14 protein-coding genes and 1 riboswitch are annotated in these 16748 nt (G+C 38.5%); of the genes, 11 read left to right on the forward strand and 3 right to left on the reverse strand.

What is annotated here, in order from left to right; translation table 11 throughout:
- Positions 1–222: 222 nt before the first annotated feature.
- The 9 genes from treP (at position 223) to IEV09_RS10725 (ending at position 10272) form a co-directional block, all read left to right on the forward strand.
- Positions 223–2187 (forward strand): PTS system trehalose-specific EIIBC component, encoded by a 1965-nt coding sequence (gene treP, locus IEV09_RS10685; protein WP_188368295.1) that lies wholly within the window; start codon positions 223–225, stop codon positions 2185–2187.
- 320 nt (positions 2188–2507) lie between these two features.
- Entirely contained in the window at positions 2508–3365 is an 858-nt protein-coding gene (gene ispE, locus IEV09_RS10690; protein ID WP_188368326.1) for a 4-(cytidine 5'-diphospho)-2-C-methyl-D-erythritol kinase, read from the forward strand.
- Between the two features lie 186 nt (positions 3366–3551).
- Positions 3552–4490 (forward strand): metal ABC transporter substrate-binding protein, encoded by a 939-nt coding sequence (locus IEV09_RS10695; protein WP_188368296.1) that lies wholly within the window; start codon positions 3552–3554, stop codon positions 4488–4490.
- A gap of 10 nt (positions 4491–4500) precedes the next feature.
- The gene (locus IEV09_RS10700; protein WP_188368297.1) at positions 4501–5181 is read left to right on the forward strand and encodes a metal ABC transporter ATP-binding protein; all 681 of its coding nucleotides are present in this window, start codon (positions 4501–4503) and stop codon (positions 5179–5181) included.
- Complete coding sequence (locus IEV09_RS10705; RefSeq protein WP_188368298.1) at positions 5154–5981, forward strand: metal ABC transporter permease; 828 nt, start codon at positions 5154–5156, stop codon at positions 5979–5981. The genes IEV09_RS10700 and IEV09_RS10705 overlap by 28 nt, the downstream gene beginning before the upstream one ends.
- 157 nt (positions 5982–6138) lie before the next feature.
- Positions 6139–6957 (forward strand): pur operon repressor, encoded by an 819-nt coding sequence (gene purR, locus IEV09_RS10710; protein ID WP_188368299.1) that lies wholly within the window; start codon positions 6139–6141, stop codon positions 6955–6957.
- 506 nt (positions 6958–7463) lie between these two features.
- Positions 7464–8846 carry a bifunctional UDP-N-acetylglucosamine diphosphorylase/glucosamine-1-phosphate N-acetyltransferase GlmU gene (glmU, locus tag IEV09_RS10715; protein WP_188368300.1) on the forward strand — a complete coding sequence of 461 codons (1383 nt, stop codon included), beginning with the start codon at positions 7464–7466 and terminating at the stop codon, positions 8844–8846.
- A 115-nt stretch (positions 8847–8961) separates the two neighbouring features.
- Complete coding sequence (locus IEV09_RS10720) at positions 8962–9942, forward strand: ribose-phosphate diphosphokinase (RefSeq protein ID WP_188368301.1); 981 nt, start codon at positions 8962–8964, stop codon at positions 9940–9942.
- 111 nt (positions 9943–10053) lie between these two features.
- Positions 10054–10272: a hypothetical protein gene (locus IEV09_RS10725; RefSeq protein WP_188368302.1), complete on the forward strand. Its 219-nt coding sequence runs from the start codon at positions 10054–10056 to the stop codon at positions 10270–10272.
- Positions 10273–10431: 159 nt separating this feature from the next.
- Here the strand turns inward: IEV09_RS10725 and IEV09_RS10730 are convergent, their stop codons facing one another.
- Positions 10432–12315, reverse strand: coding sequence for an ABC transporter ATP-binding protein (locus tag IEV09_RS10730; RefSeq protein WP_229731708.1), 1884 nt, complete (start codon positions 12313–12315; stop codon positions 10432–10434).
- Positions 12302–14044, reverse strand: a complete 1743-nt coding sequence (locus tag IEV09_RS10735) for an ABC transporter ATP-binding protein (RefSeq protein WP_188368304.1) — start codon at positions 14042–14044, stop codon at positions 12302–12304. The genes IEV09_RS10730 and IEV09_RS10735 overlap by 14 nt, the downstream gene beginning before the upstream one ends.
- Positions 14045–14245: 201 nt before the next feature.
- Positions 14246–14346: riboswitch (TPP riboswitch) on the forward strand.
- Between the two features lie 59 nt (positions 14347–14405).
- Between IEV09_RS10735 and thiT the strand changes: the two genes are divergently transcribed.
- Positions 14406–14990: an energy-coupled thiamine transporter ThiT gene (gene thiT / locus IEV09_RS10740; RefSeq protein WP_188368305.1), complete on the forward strand. Its 585-nt coding sequence runs from the start codon at positions 14406–14408 to the stop codon at positions 14988–14990.
- Positions 14991–15055: 65 nt separating this feature from the next.
- Here thiT and IEV09_RS10745 read toward each other — a convergent pair whose 3' ends face one another.
- Complete coding sequence (locus IEV09_RS10745; RefSeq protein WP_188368306.1) at positions 15056–15823, reverse strand: hypothetical protein; 768 nt, start codon at positions 15821–15823, stop codon at positions 15056–15058.
- A 205-nt stretch (positions 15824–16028) separates the two neighbouring features.
- On the opposite strand from IEV09_RS10745, the gene IEV09_RS10750 reads away from it, so the two are divergent.
- Complete coding sequence (locus IEV09_RS10750; protein WP_188368307.1) at positions 16029–16739, forward strand: class A sortase; 711 nt, start codon at positions 16029–16031, stop codon at positions 16737–16739.
- The last annotated feature ends 9 nt before the right edge of the window (positions 16740–16748 follow it).

Genomic DNA, 16748 nt, shown 5'->3' on the forward strand with positions numbered 1-16748 from the left:
TCCTTTCTGATACTTGTCTATACATGTATAGTATATGAAAATGAAAAGGATTACAAGCGAGATTCTTTTTTTGCTCGAAAAGAATCCTATCTTCCTCTTATTTTTTTAGACGAGGTATTCTAGTGGGAAATTGATTGAATATAAAACGCTTGCAAAAAGAAAAGCGAACGGTTATGATAAAAGCGTAACGAACATGTATATACAATTTAAGGAGGAAAGAAGATGGGAAAGTACGAAGAAGATGTAGTTAAGTTGCTTGAGTATGTTGGTGGTAAAGAAAACATTGCAGCTGTTACACATTGTGTGACTCGTATGCGTTTTGTTTTAAATGATCCGAGCTTAGCCGATGAGAAAAAAATTGAAACGTTGCCGAGTGTGAAAGGAATGTTCACCAATGCTGGACAGTTTCAAGTCATTATTGGGAATGATGTCGGAACATTTTACAATGAATTTTCAGCAGTTTCAGGAATTGAAGGCGTATCCAAAGAGCAGGGAAAACAAATAGCGAAGAAAAATCAAAACCCGTTGCAACGAGCAATTGCTGTCTTAGCTGAGATTTTCACACCAATTATTCCAGCGATTATTGTTGGGGGGCTGATTTTAGGTTTTCGTAACGTTCTAGGTGAAATCAACTTTAACGATGCGACCATCGTTTCACGTTCCGTTTTCTGGAATGGGGTTAATGATTTCTTATGGTTACCAGGGGAAGCGATTTTCCATTTCTTACCCGTTGGCATTACTTGGAGTATCACACGTAAGATGGGTACGACACAAATTTTAGGGATTATTTTAGGGATTACGTTAGTTTCCCCGCAATTATTAAATGCTTATGCGGTTCCTGGAACCGCCGCTGCAGATATTCCGTTTTGGGATTTTGGTCTCTTTCAATTAGATAAAATCGGTTATCAAGCGCAAGTGATTCCAGCGATGCTTGCTGGTTTCTTACTCGCTTATTTAGAAATCTTTTTTAGAAAGCGCATACCAGAAGCGATATCGATGATTTTTGTGCCACTATTTGCCTTGTTACCAACGATTTTTGTCGCTCATGCGGTTTTAGGGCCAATTGGTTGGTGGTTAGGTGATATTATTTCAAATGTTGTCAATTCAGGATTGACCTCATCCTTTAGTTGGTTATTCAGCTTCATATTTGGTGCGCTCTACTCACCACTCGTGATTACGGGGCTTCATCATATGAGTAACGCAATCGATATGCAGTTAATTTCAACGTATGGTACGACGAATTTATGGCCGATGATTGCCTTATCAAACATCGCCCAAGGTTCAGCGGTATTAGCGATTATTTTTTTACATCGCGGCAATAAAAGAGAAGAGCAAATTTCGATTCCATCTACGATTTCAGCTTACTTAGGCGTAACAGAACCGGCGATGTTTGGGATCAACTTGAAATATGTGTATCCATTTGTTGCAGCAATGATTGGTTCAGGTTTTGCCGGCATGTTCAGTAATATTATGGGTGTTCGCGCCAATGCGATTGGAGTAGGTGGTTTACCAGGTCTTCTAGCGATTAATGGAACAGAAGGTGGTGGTTGGTTAGCATTTGGAGGCGCGATGGCAATTGCAGTTGTTGTCCCTGTTGCCTTAACGATTTTATTTGAGAAAAATGGCCTGTTCGGTAAAAAAGAAGAGGTCGCTGTCGAAACAGCAACGATAGCACCACAAGCAGCCAACACCAATACAAATCAACAGACAACGACAGAGACACATAGTGAACGTCTTTACTCACCAGGAGAAGGACGAATCGTATCGTTAGATGTGGTGAATGATCCAGTCTTTTCAACGAATATTATGGGTGAAGGTTTTGCTTTACGACCAACAACCAATCAAGTCTATTCACCGGTAAATGGTGAAATTGTCAGTATATTCGAAACCAAACATGCCATCGGAATTTTAACGAAAACCGGTGCAGAAGTCCTCGTTCATATGGGGTTAGATACGGTGGAGCTCAAAGGAGAACCATTCACGGTTCATGTAAAAGTCGGACAAATCGTCACACCGCAAACGCTGCTAGCTGAGATGGATATTGCAAAAGTCAAAGCAGCCGGTAAAGAAACCGATATTGTTGTCGTGATGACAAATAATGAAAAAATGGCTGATTATATTTTAAATCATAAAGGCGAATCCACCCCCGGACTAGCCATTGGCGAATATAAAGTCAGAGGTCATTGATGAAGCGTTTAGATGTTAGAGATAAGGCAGTTTTCAGGGAAATCGACTTTTGATTTTACCTGAAAAACCTTATCTTCGGAGCATCTGCTTCAGCAATACCGTTTAGTCAGAGGTCATTGATGAGACGTTTAGCTGTTAAGGCATAGATAAAACCTAAGTACGTTGTTCTTTTGATAGAAGACGTTCTTAGGTTTTCTTTTGAGCTGATTAAGAAATAGTGAAGCAAATTCTTATCTAAGTTATTAATTAATCATGGAAACTATACAGTTTTTTCTAGCTATGATAGAATAAATCAAATGATTGAATTGATAGGTGATGAGATGGAGATAATAGAAAAAGCACCGGCAAAAATCAATTTAGGTTTAGATGTTTTATATAGGCGCGAGTCGGATGGTTATCATGAGTTAGAAATGGTGATGTCGAGTGTCGATTTATCTGATCGATTGACGATTGAAGAGTTAGAAGAAAACCAAATTGTGATTGAAACAGATAAAGCTTTTTTGCCAATCGATAAACGCAACAATGTCTACCAAGCAGCGGCACTTCTAAAAGAACGGTATCATATTTCTAAAGGGGTTAAAATTTCAATTGAAAAAAAAATCCCGGTTGCAGCCGGTCTAGGTGGCGGTAGTACGGACTGTGCAGCAGCTCTAAGAGGGATGAATCGTCTTTGGAATTTAAACTTATCGATGGATGAACTGATTGAGATTGGTGTTGAAGTAGGTACAGATGTTCCCTATTGTCTCCATGGTACGACTTCCTTTATTGCTGGAAAAGGAGAAATTGTTCGCCCACTAAAACCGATGCCTCAATGTTGGGTAGTATTAGTGAAGCCACGATTAAGTGTTTCAACTCGTAAAATTTTTCAAAGAGTCCAAGATACCAATCAGTTGAATCACCCAAATATGCGACAATTATCGCAAGCGATTTTGGATGAGGATTATGAAGCGATGTTGCAATATATGGGAAATAGTTTGGAAGACATTACGATTCCTAAATACCCGATTGTGCAACAAATTAAGGACCGAATGATTAATTATGGTGCAGATATTGCCTTAATGAGTGGTAGTGGCCCGACTGTTTTTGCCTTATGTCGTCAGCATTCTCGTGCGCAACGAATCTATAACGGCCTAAAAGGTTTTTGCGATGAAGTGTACTTAGTTCGAACATTAAAATGATGAAAAAAGAAGTTGTTTGATAAATGTTTTGCACGAATCGCAAAAAACATTTGAAAAACAGCTTCTTTTTCTTGACGAATACGTATGATTTTGATAAATTAATCTTCGTGGAACTAAATCGGAATGGTTACGATTTAGAAAAAGGAACAAAAAAATAATAAATAACATAGTCTAACGAGGTGACGTATGAAAAAACGAATAATTATCGGGACGCTAGTTTTACTAGGTCTATTTTTAATGGCTTGTAGCCCAGAAAAAACAACGGAAACAAAAGAAGATAAAATTAAGGTCATTGCGACATTTTACCCAATGTACGAATTTACGAAAGCAGTATTGGGTGATGAAGGCGAAGTAGAGCTACTTATCCCAGCTGGTACCGAAGCACACGATTATGAACCAAGTGCAAAAAGTGTTGCAAAAATGAGTGATGCAGATGCAATTATTTATAACAGCCATGCGTTTGAAACGTGGATGGATGGGATTTTATCGAACCTTGATAGTCGTCAAATAGCGATTATTGAAGCGAGTCGTAACATTCCTTTACTTTCATTAGAAGAGGAGGAAGAAGCCGAACACGAAGAGGTTGGACACTCACATGAGCATAGTGAAGACCCACATGTCTGGCTAGATCCTGTGATGGCGATGAAACAAGTCGAGCAAATTCGCGATGATTTGAGTTTAAAATACCCAGAAAAAGAAGCCATTTTTACCGAAAATGCGCAAAAATATTTAACTGAATTGTCACGCTTGGATCAAGAATACCAAGAAGCGTTCAAAAATGCGACTCAAAGAACGTTTGTGACACAACATTTAGCTTTTTCTTATTTAGCGAAACAATATAATTTAACCCAAGACTCGATGGCCGGTTTGTCCTCAGAGGAAGAACCTTCGCCAAAACGTTTAGCAGAACTAAAGAAATTTATTCTTGAAAACCAAATTGAATATATTTATTTTGAAGACAATACGGCAGCAAAAACCGCAAGAACGCTAGCAGAAGAAACAGGTGTGGAATTAGCTGCGCTATCAACAATTGAAAGCATCACGAACGAGCAACAAGAACAAGGTGAGACGTATCTTTCATTGATGGAAAAGAATTTAAAATCATTACAATTGAGTTTGCGATAGGAGGATGAAAATGCGTTATATTGACGTGAAAGATTTAACTTTTTTTTATGATGAAGAACCGGTCTTGATGGATGTGAATTACCATGTAGACGAAGGCGAATTTGTCATTTTAACAGGTGAAAATGGTGCAGCGAAATCAACGTTGATTCGTTCGACATTGGGGCTTTTAACACCTGCTAAAGGAACGATTGAGTTAGCGAAAACCAACTCAAAAGGAGAAAAACTAAGCATTGGTTACATTCCTCAGCAAATTGCGTCTTTTAACGCGGGCTTTCCTAGTACGGTATTGGAACTCGTTTGTTCAGGGCGTTATCCTCGGAGTGGATGGTTTAAAAAACTACAAAAAAGAGATCACGAGCATGTTCAAAAAGCATTAGAATCCGTTGGGATGTGGGAAATGCGCCATAAACGAATCGGGGACTTGTCAGGCGGTCAAAAACAGCGCATTAGCTTAGCAAGAATGTTTGCGACAGATCCAGATTTACTGGTGTTAGACGAGCCAACAACCGGTATGGACGAAGAATCACGTAAAAATTTCTATCGTCTCTTACGTCACAGTGCCCACCAACATCAAAAAGCTATTTTAATGATTACGCATGACCACGAAGATATTAAAGAATTTTCGGACCGTGAAATCCGTTTAGTTAGAAGGGAGGATACCCCATGGCGTTGCTTTCATATGAATTCATGAGAAGAGCTTTAATGGCAGCTGTTTTAATTGCCGGCATTGCACCAGTTTTAGGTGTATTTCTAGTCATCCGTCGCCAGTCATTAATGGCGGATACCTTATCGCACGTTTCATTGGCCGGAGTTGCTTTAGGTTTCTTTTTACATATTAATCCGACACTAACGACGGTGATTGTCGTTGTCATTGCAGCAGTTGTATTAGAATATTTACGGAGCATTTATAAGACCTATACAGAAATTGCGACGGCGATTTTAATGTCTGGCGGCTTAGCGTTAGCCTTGATTTTAATGAAACTGAGCGAAGGCTCCTCGACCTTGAGTATGCAATCTTATTTATTTGGTTCGATTATTACCATTACAAAAGAACAAGTCTTGCTATTGGCTATTTTATTTGTCATTTCATTCATCGCCTTGCTTTTATTTAAAAAACCGATGTATGTTTTAACCTTTGATGAAGAGACTGCTCATGTCGATGGTTTACCAACCCGCTTCATGTCAATTGTTTTTAACGCCTTAACAGGTGTTGCAATTGCGGTGATGATTCCAATTGCCGGCGCGCTACTTATTTCGGCAATTATGGTGTTACCAGCGGCGATCAGTATGCGATTGGGAAAAAGCTTTAACCTTGTGATTTTAATTAGTGTCTTTATTGGATTAATCGGGATGATAGGTGGTTTAACTACCTCATTTTATATGGACACTCCTCCCGGTGCGACAATAACCTTGATATTCATTGTATTATTTTTAATTGTAAGTCTCTTGCGTCGATTATTTTTCCATTATAAGAAGAAGCAAAGAGTTTGATGAGAAAGAGAATGCTTAAAAACGAAGGTTTCTAAGTGTTCTCTTTTTGTTGTTCATAATTTACGAACATTTTTTCGGAAAAAAGGATATAATACTCGAAATAAGTTGCAAAACACGATATAATAAAAAAGAAGAAAAAATAGAGGAGTTGAATTTTTTGAAAATCCGTCGTAGTGAACGTTTAATAGACATGACCCATTACTTATTAGAAAATCCGCATAAGTTAATTTCATTAACTTATTTTGCCAAGCGATATGAATCAGCTAAATCATCAATCAGTGAAGACTTAGCAATTGTGAAAAAAACCTTTCAAGAAAGAGGAACGGGGATTTTAAATACCATTCCTGGAGCAGCAGGAGGCGTTATTTTTATTCCGATGATTACCAAAGAGGCAGCGAAAGAATATATTGAAAAGTTGTCTGAACGTTTGTCTGAACAAGATCGTCTACTACCTGGTGGCTATGTCTATTTATCGGATCTATTAGGAGATCCAGAACTATTACGTCAAATTGGTCGCATCATTGCGTCGAATTATTTAGACAAAAAAATTGATGCAGTCATGACAATTGCGACAAAAGGTGTGCCAATTGCCCAAGCAGTATCATACTATTTAAACGTCCCATTTGTGATTGTTCGACGTGATTCAAAAATCACAGAAGGCTCAACAGTCAGCGTTAATTATGTATCGGGCTCATCTGAACGAATTGAAAAAATGGAATTATCAAAACGCAGTTTAAAACGAGGCTCACGTGTTCTTGTGGTTGATGACTTCATGAAAGGCGGCGGTACGATTAACGGTATGCAAAGCTTAATTGAAGAATTCGAAGCAGAACTTGTTGGTGTAACCGTCCTAGCTGAAGGAAACTTCAAAGGCAAACGTGCGATTGCTGATTACAATTCTTTATTATTCGTCGAATCCGTTGACACCCAAACAAAAACAATCGAAGTCGTTCCAGGCAACTACTTTAACGATTAGAGGTTATTTCTGTGACGTTAAGATGTAAGAGATAAGACAGTTTAGAGAGAAAATCGCTTTTTGATTTATTTTCTAAACAACTTATCTTCGTAGCATCTGCCACAGAAATACCGTTTAAGATTAGAGGTTATTTTTTGAGCGCTTTGACTCGAGAGATAAGTCCAGCTTACGAAAAAATTGTTTTTTTGATTTTATTCGAAAGCAGTCTTATCTTTCGAGAGTCAGCTCAAACAATACCGTTTCCCGACCAGAGGGTATAAAAAAAACGTTCAGAAGTGAGCGGTCGTAAAGCATAAGAAAAAATGGATTTTTGATTTTCTTCGCGTGCTGAACGATCGTTGCGCTTCTGTTTTTTTATACTTTTAATTTAAGTAAGTGAGCAATCTTATTGAGACGTTAGCTCTCTAAGATTGTTGCCTTTAAGACGTTGTGTGAATCTTTTATTGAAAATAAAAGAAAATTAGGCTACACTTAGACGAGAAAAAGACGAAAAAGGAGTGGTTCTCGTGGAAACACGTTACGCGATTATTTTAGCGGCCGGAAAAGGCACACGAATGAAATCCAAATTATATAAAGTACTACATCCAGTGTGTGGACAGCCAATGGTTGAACACATTTTACAAAGAGTGACAGATACCAACCCTTCAGAGATTATTACGATTGTCGGTCATGGAGCAGATAAAGTTCAGGCACAATTAGGGGAACGTAGTGTGTATGCCTTGCAAGAAGCACAATTAGGAACGGGTCATGCGGTAATGCAAGCAGCGAAGTTTTTAGAAGGTAAAAAAGGCACGACTTTAGTAATTAGTGGCGATACGCCATTACTAACGAGTCAAACGTTGAATCACTTATTTGAGTATCACCAAGGAAAAAATGCTTCTGCAACCATTTTAACGGCGCAAGCAGACGATCCAACGGGGTATGGTCGAATTATTCGCGACCATGTTGGAATTGTCGATCGTATTGTTGAGCAAAAAGACGCGACGATTGAAGAAGCACGCGTGAAAGAAATCAATACAGGGACTTATTGTTTTGACAATGAGTTACTTTTTAGTGCCTTATCGAATTTAAATACGGACAATTCTCAAGGCGAGTACTATTTAACGGATATTATTGAAATTCTAAAAACGCAAGGACATAGTGTTGCAGCCTATCAGACAGAGGACTTCAACGAATCATTAGGTGTAAACGATCGTGTTGCTTTGGCAAATGCCAATCAATTCATGCGTGAGCGAATCAATCACCAACATATGTTAAATGGTGTCACATTAGTCGACCCATCGACAACATACATCGATGCGGGCGTTGTAATCGGTAGTGATACCGTTATTGAAGGCAACGTAACGATTAAAGGTCAAACGGTTATTGGTGAAGATTGTGTGATTACCAATGGTTCACGCATTGTTGATAGTCAATTAGGTGACTGCGTCGAAATTCGTTCATCAGTGGTTGAAGAAACAACGATTGAAAAAGGAACGGATGTCGGACCGTATGCGCATTTACGTCCACAAACGGTTTTAGGTGAAGGCGTGCATATTGGGAACTTTGTCGAAACGAAAAAGGCAACGATCGGAAGAGGAACGAAAGTCGGCCATTTAACCTATGTTGGCGATGCGACTTTAGGTGAAGACATTAACGTCGGTTGTGGCGTTGTATTTGTCAATTATGATGGTAAAAGCAAATACCAAACAACGGTTGGAAATCAAAGTTTTATTGGTTCAAATGTCAATCTAATTGCCCCTGTAACCATTGATGCCAATACAGTTGTTGCAGCTGGTTCAACCATCACGAAAGACATTCCTGAGTTTGCGATGGGAATTGCCCGAGCAAAACAAGAGAACAAAGAAGAATTTGCTAAGAAATTACCGTATTTCAAAGAATTCCAGTAAAATTACTTGATTTATTATAAAAAAATGACTACTATTTATGAGGAAGATGATTCAAGTCTGATACATAAATTAGTGGTCATTTTTTAGTGGAAGGGAAAAGAAAGTGGAGGTTCTCATGTCAAATCATTATTTCGATCCAAGATTAAAAATTTTCGCGTTAAACTCAAATCGACCGTTAGCCGAAAAAATCGCAGCAGCTGTTGGAGTAGAACTAGGAGAATGCACGGTTAAGCAATTTAGCGACGGTGAAATTCAAGTCAATATTGAAGAAAGTATTCGTGGTGCACACGTTTATATTATTCAATCAACAAGTAGTCCAGTAAATGATAATTTAATGGAGTTACTCATTATGATTGATGCGCTAAAACGTGCAAGTGCGAAAACAATTAACGTCGTAATGCCTTATTATGGTTATGCTCGTCAAGACCGTAAAGCACGTTCACGTGAGCCAATCACTGCAAAATTAGTTGCAAATATGCTTGAAATTGCTGGAGCAGACCGTATGGTAACATTGGATCTACATGCCGCTCAAATTCAAGGATTCTTTGATATTCCAGTGGATCATTTAATGGGTGCACCATTAATTGCTAACTATTTCTTAGAAAAAGGAATTGAAGGCGATGATGTTGTTGTTGTTTCACCAGACCACGGTGGCGTAACCCGTGCTCGTAAATTAGCACAGTTCTTAAAAACACCAATTGCCATTATTGACAAACGTCGTCCAAAAGCCAACGTTGCCGAAGTAATGAATATTATTGGTCATGTTGAAGGAAAAACATGTGTCTTAATCGATGACATGATTGATACAGCTGGAACAATTACCTTAGCAGCGAATGCGCTAAAAGCAGCTGGTGCAAAAGCCGTTTATGCTTCTTGTACGCACCCTGTTTTATCAGGTCCGGCACTACAACGTATTCAAGATTCAGCGATTGAGCGTTTAGTTGTAACAGACTCAATTAACTTACCAGCAGACCGTCGCATCGACAAAATCGATGAGATTAGTGTCGGTAAATTAATGGGTGAAGCAATCAAACGTATTCATGAGAATAAACCAGTTAGTCCATTATTTGAATCGATCGCTAATATCGAAAAATAAATCCAATCAAAAAAGACAAAATCTTAACGGTTTTGTCTTTTTTATTGTCTTTAATTGAATTGAAGGGGTAAAATCGTTACATTAAGATAAACAAAAGGTGGTCGAAAGAGGATGTATAAAAAATGGATCGAGTTTACGGAACAAAAGCCCTATGCGACGATTGTAATCATCGCAATTATTGGAAGTGTGATTGGGATTACAATAGAATACCTTTTAAATAAAAATTTTAATGGTAACGGATTTTACGTGACCTTGATTTTCGTATTCGGTCAAATCATCCTTATAAAAAGAAAACAAAAAAGACAAAAAAACAGCAAGCCGCGAAAGTAAGTGGCTTGCTGTTTTTGTTTATATGAACATTTGGTTGATAAACGGGTAACAAAAGTCTGCTCTTTTGAAACTTCACTAAATTCGAGCAATTGAAAGCCCCAATTGTTCGAATTTACCTCTAGTTTCTCAGAGCAAAACGACTTTTGTGACACCTCCTTGTTAATCTAGTTCCAACTGGCCAGTTGCCAATTGATAATACGTGCCTTTTCGTGCAAGTAATTCGTCGTGGTCACCACGTTCGATGATTTCACCTTGATCTAAAACGATAATCGCATCGGAGTTTTGAATGGTTGATAAACGGTGGGCGATAACAAAAACCGTCCGACCTTTCATCAAGGCATCCATTCCTTCTTGTACGATACGTTCCGTACGGGTATCGATACTTGAAGTGGCTTCATCTAAAATCATTACCGGTGGATCGACAATCGCAGCACGCGCAATCGAAAGTAATTGGCGTTGTCCTTGCGATAAGCCATCACCATCACCTGTAATCACGGTGTCATAGCCTTGTGGTAAGTGAGAGATAAAGTAATCGGCATTGGCTAATTTCGCCGCAGCGACGACTTCTTCATCGGTTGCATCAAGCTTGCTGTAGCGAATGTTTTCTTTAATCGTTCCAGTAAAGAGATGCGTTTCTTGTAACACAATGCCGAGTGAACGACGTAGTGAATCTTTTTCGATGTCTTGAATATTGATGCCATCGTATAAAATTTCACCTTTTGTAATATCGTAAAAGCGATTGATTAAGTTAATAATCGTTGTTTTACCCGCACCTGTTGCGCCGACGAAAGCAATTTTTTGCCCCGGTTTAGCGAATAAGGTAATGTCTTTTAAGATTTTCTTTTCAGGAGTATAAGAGAAATCCACTTGGTTAAATCGTACATCACCTGTTAATGGCACATAAGTGAACGTCCCATCGGCTTCTGGTTTTTTCCAAGCCCAATGTTGCGTTTGTTGTTCACATTCGACAAGTTGACCGTCGATGTATTCAACGTTGGCAAGTGTGACCGTGCCGTTATCGACTTCAGATGGTTCATCCATCAAGTTGAAGATCCGTTCCGCACCGGCCAATGCCATAATAATAAAGTTAATTTGTTGTGAGATTTGGCTAATTGGCATATTTAATGAACGACTTAATTGTAAGAAAGCGGCAATGCCCCCAATGGTTAAGGCGCCCACACCGTTAATACTTAATAGACCACCAATAATGGCAATTAAGACATATTGGATATTGAGTAAGTTCATCATCACAGGCATTAAAATATTTGCGTAACGATTGGCTTTTGTGACATTTTCAGCCAATTCATCATTTAATTTTGTGAAATGTTCAATGGCGTTTTGTTCATGGTTAAAGACTTTCACGACTTTTTGTCCATTCATCATCTCTTCGATGTAGCCATTGACTTCACCGAGTGATTTTTGTTGTCCGGCAAAATAGCGGCCACTTAGTCCACTTAATTTTCGAATCGTGAATCCCATCAAGGTAATCGAAATTAATGAGAACAACGTCAGTGGTAAACTGACCGATAACATCGCGATAAAAACACTGAACAACGTGACAATCGCTTGTAACAATTGTGGTGCACTTTGCGAAAGCATTTGGCGTAACGTGTCAATATCATTCGTATAGTGACTCATCACATCGCCTTTTGGATTCGTATCAAAGTAAGAAAGCGGCAAGGTTTCCATATGTTCAAAAAGTTCATCACGAATTTTCTTTTGCGAACCTTGCGAAATGGTTACCATTAATTGGTTAAAAATAATTGAGGTAATCACACCAGCTAAATAAATGAATCCCATGGTGATAACGGCTTTTAATAAGCCTGAAAAATCTTTTTCGCCAGGTGTATTCAGTAAGGGTGTCACATGATCGTCAATCACGATTTGTAAAAAGAGTGACCCTTTAACGGTTGCAAAAGCCGTCACAAAAATCGCAGCAGCCACGATGAATAATTGGATTGGATAATCTTTAATTAAATAATTTAAAAGTCGCATTAACGTTTGGACTTGGTTGGTGGCTTTTCTAGATTTAGGCTGTTTCATTTGCTGTACCAAATCCTTTCTGTTGCGATTGATAAACTTCTTGGTAAATCGCATTATTTGCTAATAATTCAGCCGGTGTCCCGACACCATTAATTTTTCCTTCGTCCATTACAATCACAACGTCAGCTTTTTCAACCGAGGCGATGCGTTGGGCGATAATAATTTTGGTTGTATTCGGAATCGTTTCATAGAAGGCTTCTTGGATTAACGCATCGGTTTTCGTATCGACGGCACTCGTTGAATCATCTAAAATTAAAATTTTTGGATTTTTCAGGAGTGCACGAGCAATCGTCAATCGTTGCTTTTGTCCACCAGAAACGTTGCTACCACCTTGTTCAATATACGTGTCGTAGCCATCAGGGAAACTTTGGATAAAACTATCGGCTTGGGCTAAACGACAAGCTTCGATTAATTGTTCGTCGGTTGCATGTTCATTACCCCAACGTAAATTTTCTTTAATCGTACCTGAAAATAGGACGTTTTGTTGTAAAACGACAGCAACGGCATCACGTAAAGCATGTAAGCTATAGGATTTGACGTCATGCCCACCAACTTTGACAACACCACTGGTTGCATCATAAAGACGGGGAATTAATTGAATCAAGCTGGTTTTTCCGCTACCAGTTCCACCTAGAATCCCGACGGTTTGACCGGACTGAATGTTGAAGTTGAGATTTGACAATACCAATTTATTTTGATCATCGGTGTAACTAAAATCAACATTTTCAAACGAAACGGAACCATCAGCAATCATTTCGATTGGTGTCGCAGGATCGGTTAAATCACTTTGTTCATCAAGCACTTCAATCATTCGTTCGGCTGAAGGGCGTGAAATAATTAAGATAACAAAAACCATCGACATCATATTTAAGGCAACTAAAATTTGCATGACGTACATGAACATACTCATTAATTCACCGGTTGTCATTGAACCAACAACAATTAAGTTCGCACCAATCCAAGAAATTAATAATAAGGCCGTATAAATGGCGATTTGCATAACCGGTTGGTTGAGCGCAACAATTCGTTCCGCTTTTGAGAAGGCTTGGTAAATGTTTTCCGAAACGTCGGTAAATTTTTTGACCTCATGTTCTTCTCTCACGTAAGATTTAACAATGCGAATGCCTTGTAGATTTTCTTGTACGACTTGGTTTAAACGGTCATAAATACGAAAGACGTGTTTAAATGCGGGATGGGCAAATTTAATAATTAAGAAGAGTCCTAATGCTAGAAAAGGTACGACAATTAAAAAGACCACTGCCAGCTCGCTGTTTAAACGAAAAGCCATAATAAGAGAGAAAATAAAAAGTAATGGACTACGTACTAAAATACGAATCGTCATTTGAAAGGCATTTTGGACGTTGGTCACGTCAGTTGTTAGTCGTGTGACTAAACTAGGGGTAGAGAAGCGATCGATGTTAGAAAATGAAAATTGTTGGATATTTTCAAAGATTTTTTGTCGCAAATTTTTAGCAAAACCGGCAGACGCGGTAGCCGCATAGCGAGCCGACAACATACCAAAAATTAAGGCGAAAATCGCGCTAACAATCAGTGCGGCACCAATCCACAAAATATCTTTTTCACTTTGACCGTTAATCCCACGGTCAACAATCATTGCCATCAAAAGTGGAATGAAAATGTCTAAAATCACTTCGAGTGTCACAAAAAAAGGCGTGAGTAGCGTCGCTTTTTTGTATTCTCCGACATGATTTAGCAATTTTTTAATCATAAAATACAAAACTCCTTATAGTTAAATTAAATCAGTGCTGGGCAATTCATCAATAGACCAAACACATTTCCTCTTGTTATTGTCGTTAATTTTAGGGGAATTGTCAATTAATGAAATTGACAAATTTTTGTTGCAATCAAAAATCTTTCAATCAAGTGAAACTATGCTAGAATAGAGCAGTAACACAAAATAAAATAGAATCTAATCACAAAGGGGAGCCTTCGAGCTGAGAATGAGTATTACTCTAAACCCTTCGTACCTGTTTCGGTTATGCGAACGTAGGAATTGTGACGAGTTGAAGTATAATATTATGCTTCTCCTTTGTGAATTGTGATGATTCTGCAAGGAGGAGTTTTTTTATATGCAAGGAAGAACAAGAGTCATGATGGAAGGGACCATCATTGCGGCACTGGCGATTACATTGTCGATGTTGCCAACGGGGATTGGATCGAGTTTCTCGATTTCACTGGGGCAAATACCGATTACTATTTTTGCGTTGCGTCGCGGCTTAAAACCCGGCTTAATGGCCGGATTGATTTGGGGAATCATTCATTTTCCTTTAGGGCAGATTTATTTTCTGAGTGTGCCCCAAGTTTTAATTGAGTATTTACTGGCCTTTTTATTTGCTGGTTTTGCGGGTCTGTATGCAAAACCGTTGCAACAAGCCATCGCGGAATCCAATCAAGGAAAAGCCATTCGTGCGATTATTCTAGGTGGTTTGGTCGGTGCACTAGCACGTTACTTCTGGCATTTTGTTGCTGGCTGGGTTTTCTGGGGCTCTTATGCACTGTGGGGCATGTCACCAGTGATTTTCTCGCTAGTTATGAACGGGGCCAGTGCTTTGGCCACGGGCGCAGTGGCAATCATTGCGACGGTCACATTGTATAAGATGGTTCCTAAACTATTCACACCCACCGATGCTTTAGCGATTACAACTGATAGCTAATCAAACACCAAAAAAAATAGAACGAGGTCGGAGTTGATTCGATCTCGTTCTATTTTTTTGAATGATTAGTAAATACCCAAAAGTTCATCTTCAACATCCAAAGTCCAAGAAGCAAGATCTTTGTGATAAATTAAATGACCCAATAAGTAATCGGAATTATAATTAATTTTTTTGACAGAAAGGGGACTATCTTCTGCATAAATCAGTGGAATTTGTAGTTCGTTTTTCATCAATTTTGATTGATCAATCGCAATCAACACGCCTTCTTTAAAGGCTTCTTTTAATGTTTTTAGTAATTCAATATTTATTTTTTCAACGGGTTGCGCTTTACGGAAAAAAGTCGACCGTGAATTCAATAATTCCAATGATAGATGATTGATTTTGAGTGCCAAAATACGATAAAATTCATCTAAGTAACGATAGTATGTCCGATTGACGCCACCTTCAAGTTCAAAGAAAACAAAGTTATTTTGTAATTTATAGAAAAAAGGCGAATATAAATGGGTTTTCATATGACCGAAGTATAGCAATTCGGAGATCTCCAGGGGTGTTAACTCTCTTAATAGATCCAATTCAGTGAAATCAATCCAACGCTTATCGAGTAATGATTGATTTTTATGTAGACTATCAAAATAGTGAGTGATGGCAGCATAACCACGAATGATTTTCATCGTTGTGTGTTTTTCAAACTCACCCTGATCACTACTAGCATTTAATAATAAAATGTTTTTTGGTTGATGGGTAATACCATGGTAAAAATCACGTGGCGTAAAGCCTTGCGTTACAACGGTATTACTTGTCGTGTCCAAATGAACATAAAGTGATGCTGTCATTTTCTCCCCTCCTATTTTTAAACTCTCTATATTCTATTTTACAATAGAATGAATAAAATAGCTTATGTCTTTTCGATTAAATTCAGATTACAAGGCAACGTATATCTTCAATATTAAGAGCACTAAGATAAGAAACGCCTAAAAACAAAACGTGTGTTAAAATAGAAGAAAGTATTTTGGAGAAGAACAAAAGGATGTGAAACAAATGAGACGTAAAAAATGGAAAAATCGTTTGATTAATAGTTTATTATTTCTATTATTTATAGTCGGGATAGCCTTAATTTTTAATCAACCAATCAAAAACTTCCTATTAGGTCGTTCAAAAGAACACTATCAAGTCGCAACCATTAGCCGTGAACAAGTGGAAGAAGGGCTTGCGCAAAAGGCAACGTTTGATTTTGACCAAGTCCAACCTGTCGATTTAGATGCGGTGATTCGCGCGCAGTTAAGTGGAAAAATCTTACCGGTCATCGGGGGTGTGGCGATTCCAAGTATTGAAGTCCAGTTACCAATTTTTAAAGGACTGGATAATGACGCCTTATTGTTTGGTGCAGGCACTTTTGATCCTGAGCAAAAAATGGGTGAAGGAAATTACGCATTGGCGAGTCATCGAATCGAAGAAACAACGATTTTATTTACCCGTTTAGATGAAGTACAATTAGATGAGACCGTTTATTTAACGGATATGGAAAATATTTATACTTATAACGTGACGGTTTCTAAGCGAATCGAACCAACCGAAGTTGAAGTGTTGGACGAGGTGGAAGGTAAGAAGATGGTGACTTTGATTACATGTGGTGAACGTGCCGGCGTGACTCGTTGGTTAGTGCAAGGTGAGTTAACGGATGTGACTTCGGTTAAAACGGCAGACAAAGAGATGTTAGCGGCATTTTCAATGGAACAAAAAACATTTTAAGTGAGGGAT

The sequence above is a fragment of the Enterococcus alcedinis genome (assembly GCF_014635985.1).
Taxonomy (GTDB): domain Bacteria; phylum Bacillota; class Bacilli; order Lactobacillales; family Enterococcaceae; genus Enterococcus_I; species Enterococcus_I alcedinis.

Coding starts and splice junctions, on each gene's coding strand:
- IEV09_RS10735 (WP_188368304.1), bottom strand. CDS start 14,044: ATGATTAAAAAATTGCTAAATCATGTCGGAGAATACAAAAAAGCGACG.
- treP (WP_188368295.1), top strand. CDS start 223: ATGGGAAAGTACGAAGAAGATGTAGTTAAGTTGCTTGAGTATGTTGGT.
- IEV09_RS10725 (WP_188368302.1), top strand. CDS start 10,054: ATGTATAAAAAATGGATCGAGTTTACGGAACAAAAGCCCTATGCGACG.
- IEV09_RS10750 (WP_188368307.1), top strand. CDS start 16,029: ATGAGACGTAAAAAATGGAAAAATCGTTTGATTAATAGTTTATTATTT.
- IEV09_RS10720 (WP_188368301.1), top strand. CDS start 8,962: ATGTCAAATCATTATTTCGATCCAAGATTAAAAATTTTCGCGTTAAAC.
- ispE (WP_188368326.1), top strand. CDS start 2,508: ATGGAGATAATAGAAAAAGCACCGGCAAAAATCAATTTAGGTTTAGAT.
- thiT (WP_188368305.1), top strand. CDS start 14,406: ATGCAAGGAAGAACAAGAGTCATGATGGAAGGGACCATCATTGCGGCA.
- IEV09_RS10695 (WP_188368296.1), top strand. CDS start 3,552: ATGAAAAAACGAATAATTATCGGGACGCTAGTTTTACTAGGTCTATTT.
- IEV09_RS10700 (WP_188368297.1), top strand. CDS start 4,501: ATGCGTTATATTGACGTGAAAGATTTAACTTTTTTTTATGATGAAGAA.
- IEV09_RS10730 (WP_229731708.1), bottom strand. CDS start 12,315: ATGAAACAGCCTAAATCTAGAAAAGCCACCAACCAAGTCCAAACGTTA.
- IEV09_RS10745 (WP_188368306.1), bottom strand. CDS start 15,823: ATGACAGCATCACTTTATGTTCATTTGGACACGACAAGTAATACCGTT.
- IEV09_RS10705 (WP_188368298.1), top strand. CDS start 5,154: ATGGCGTTGCTTTCATATGAATTCATGAGAAGAGCTTTAATGGCAGCT.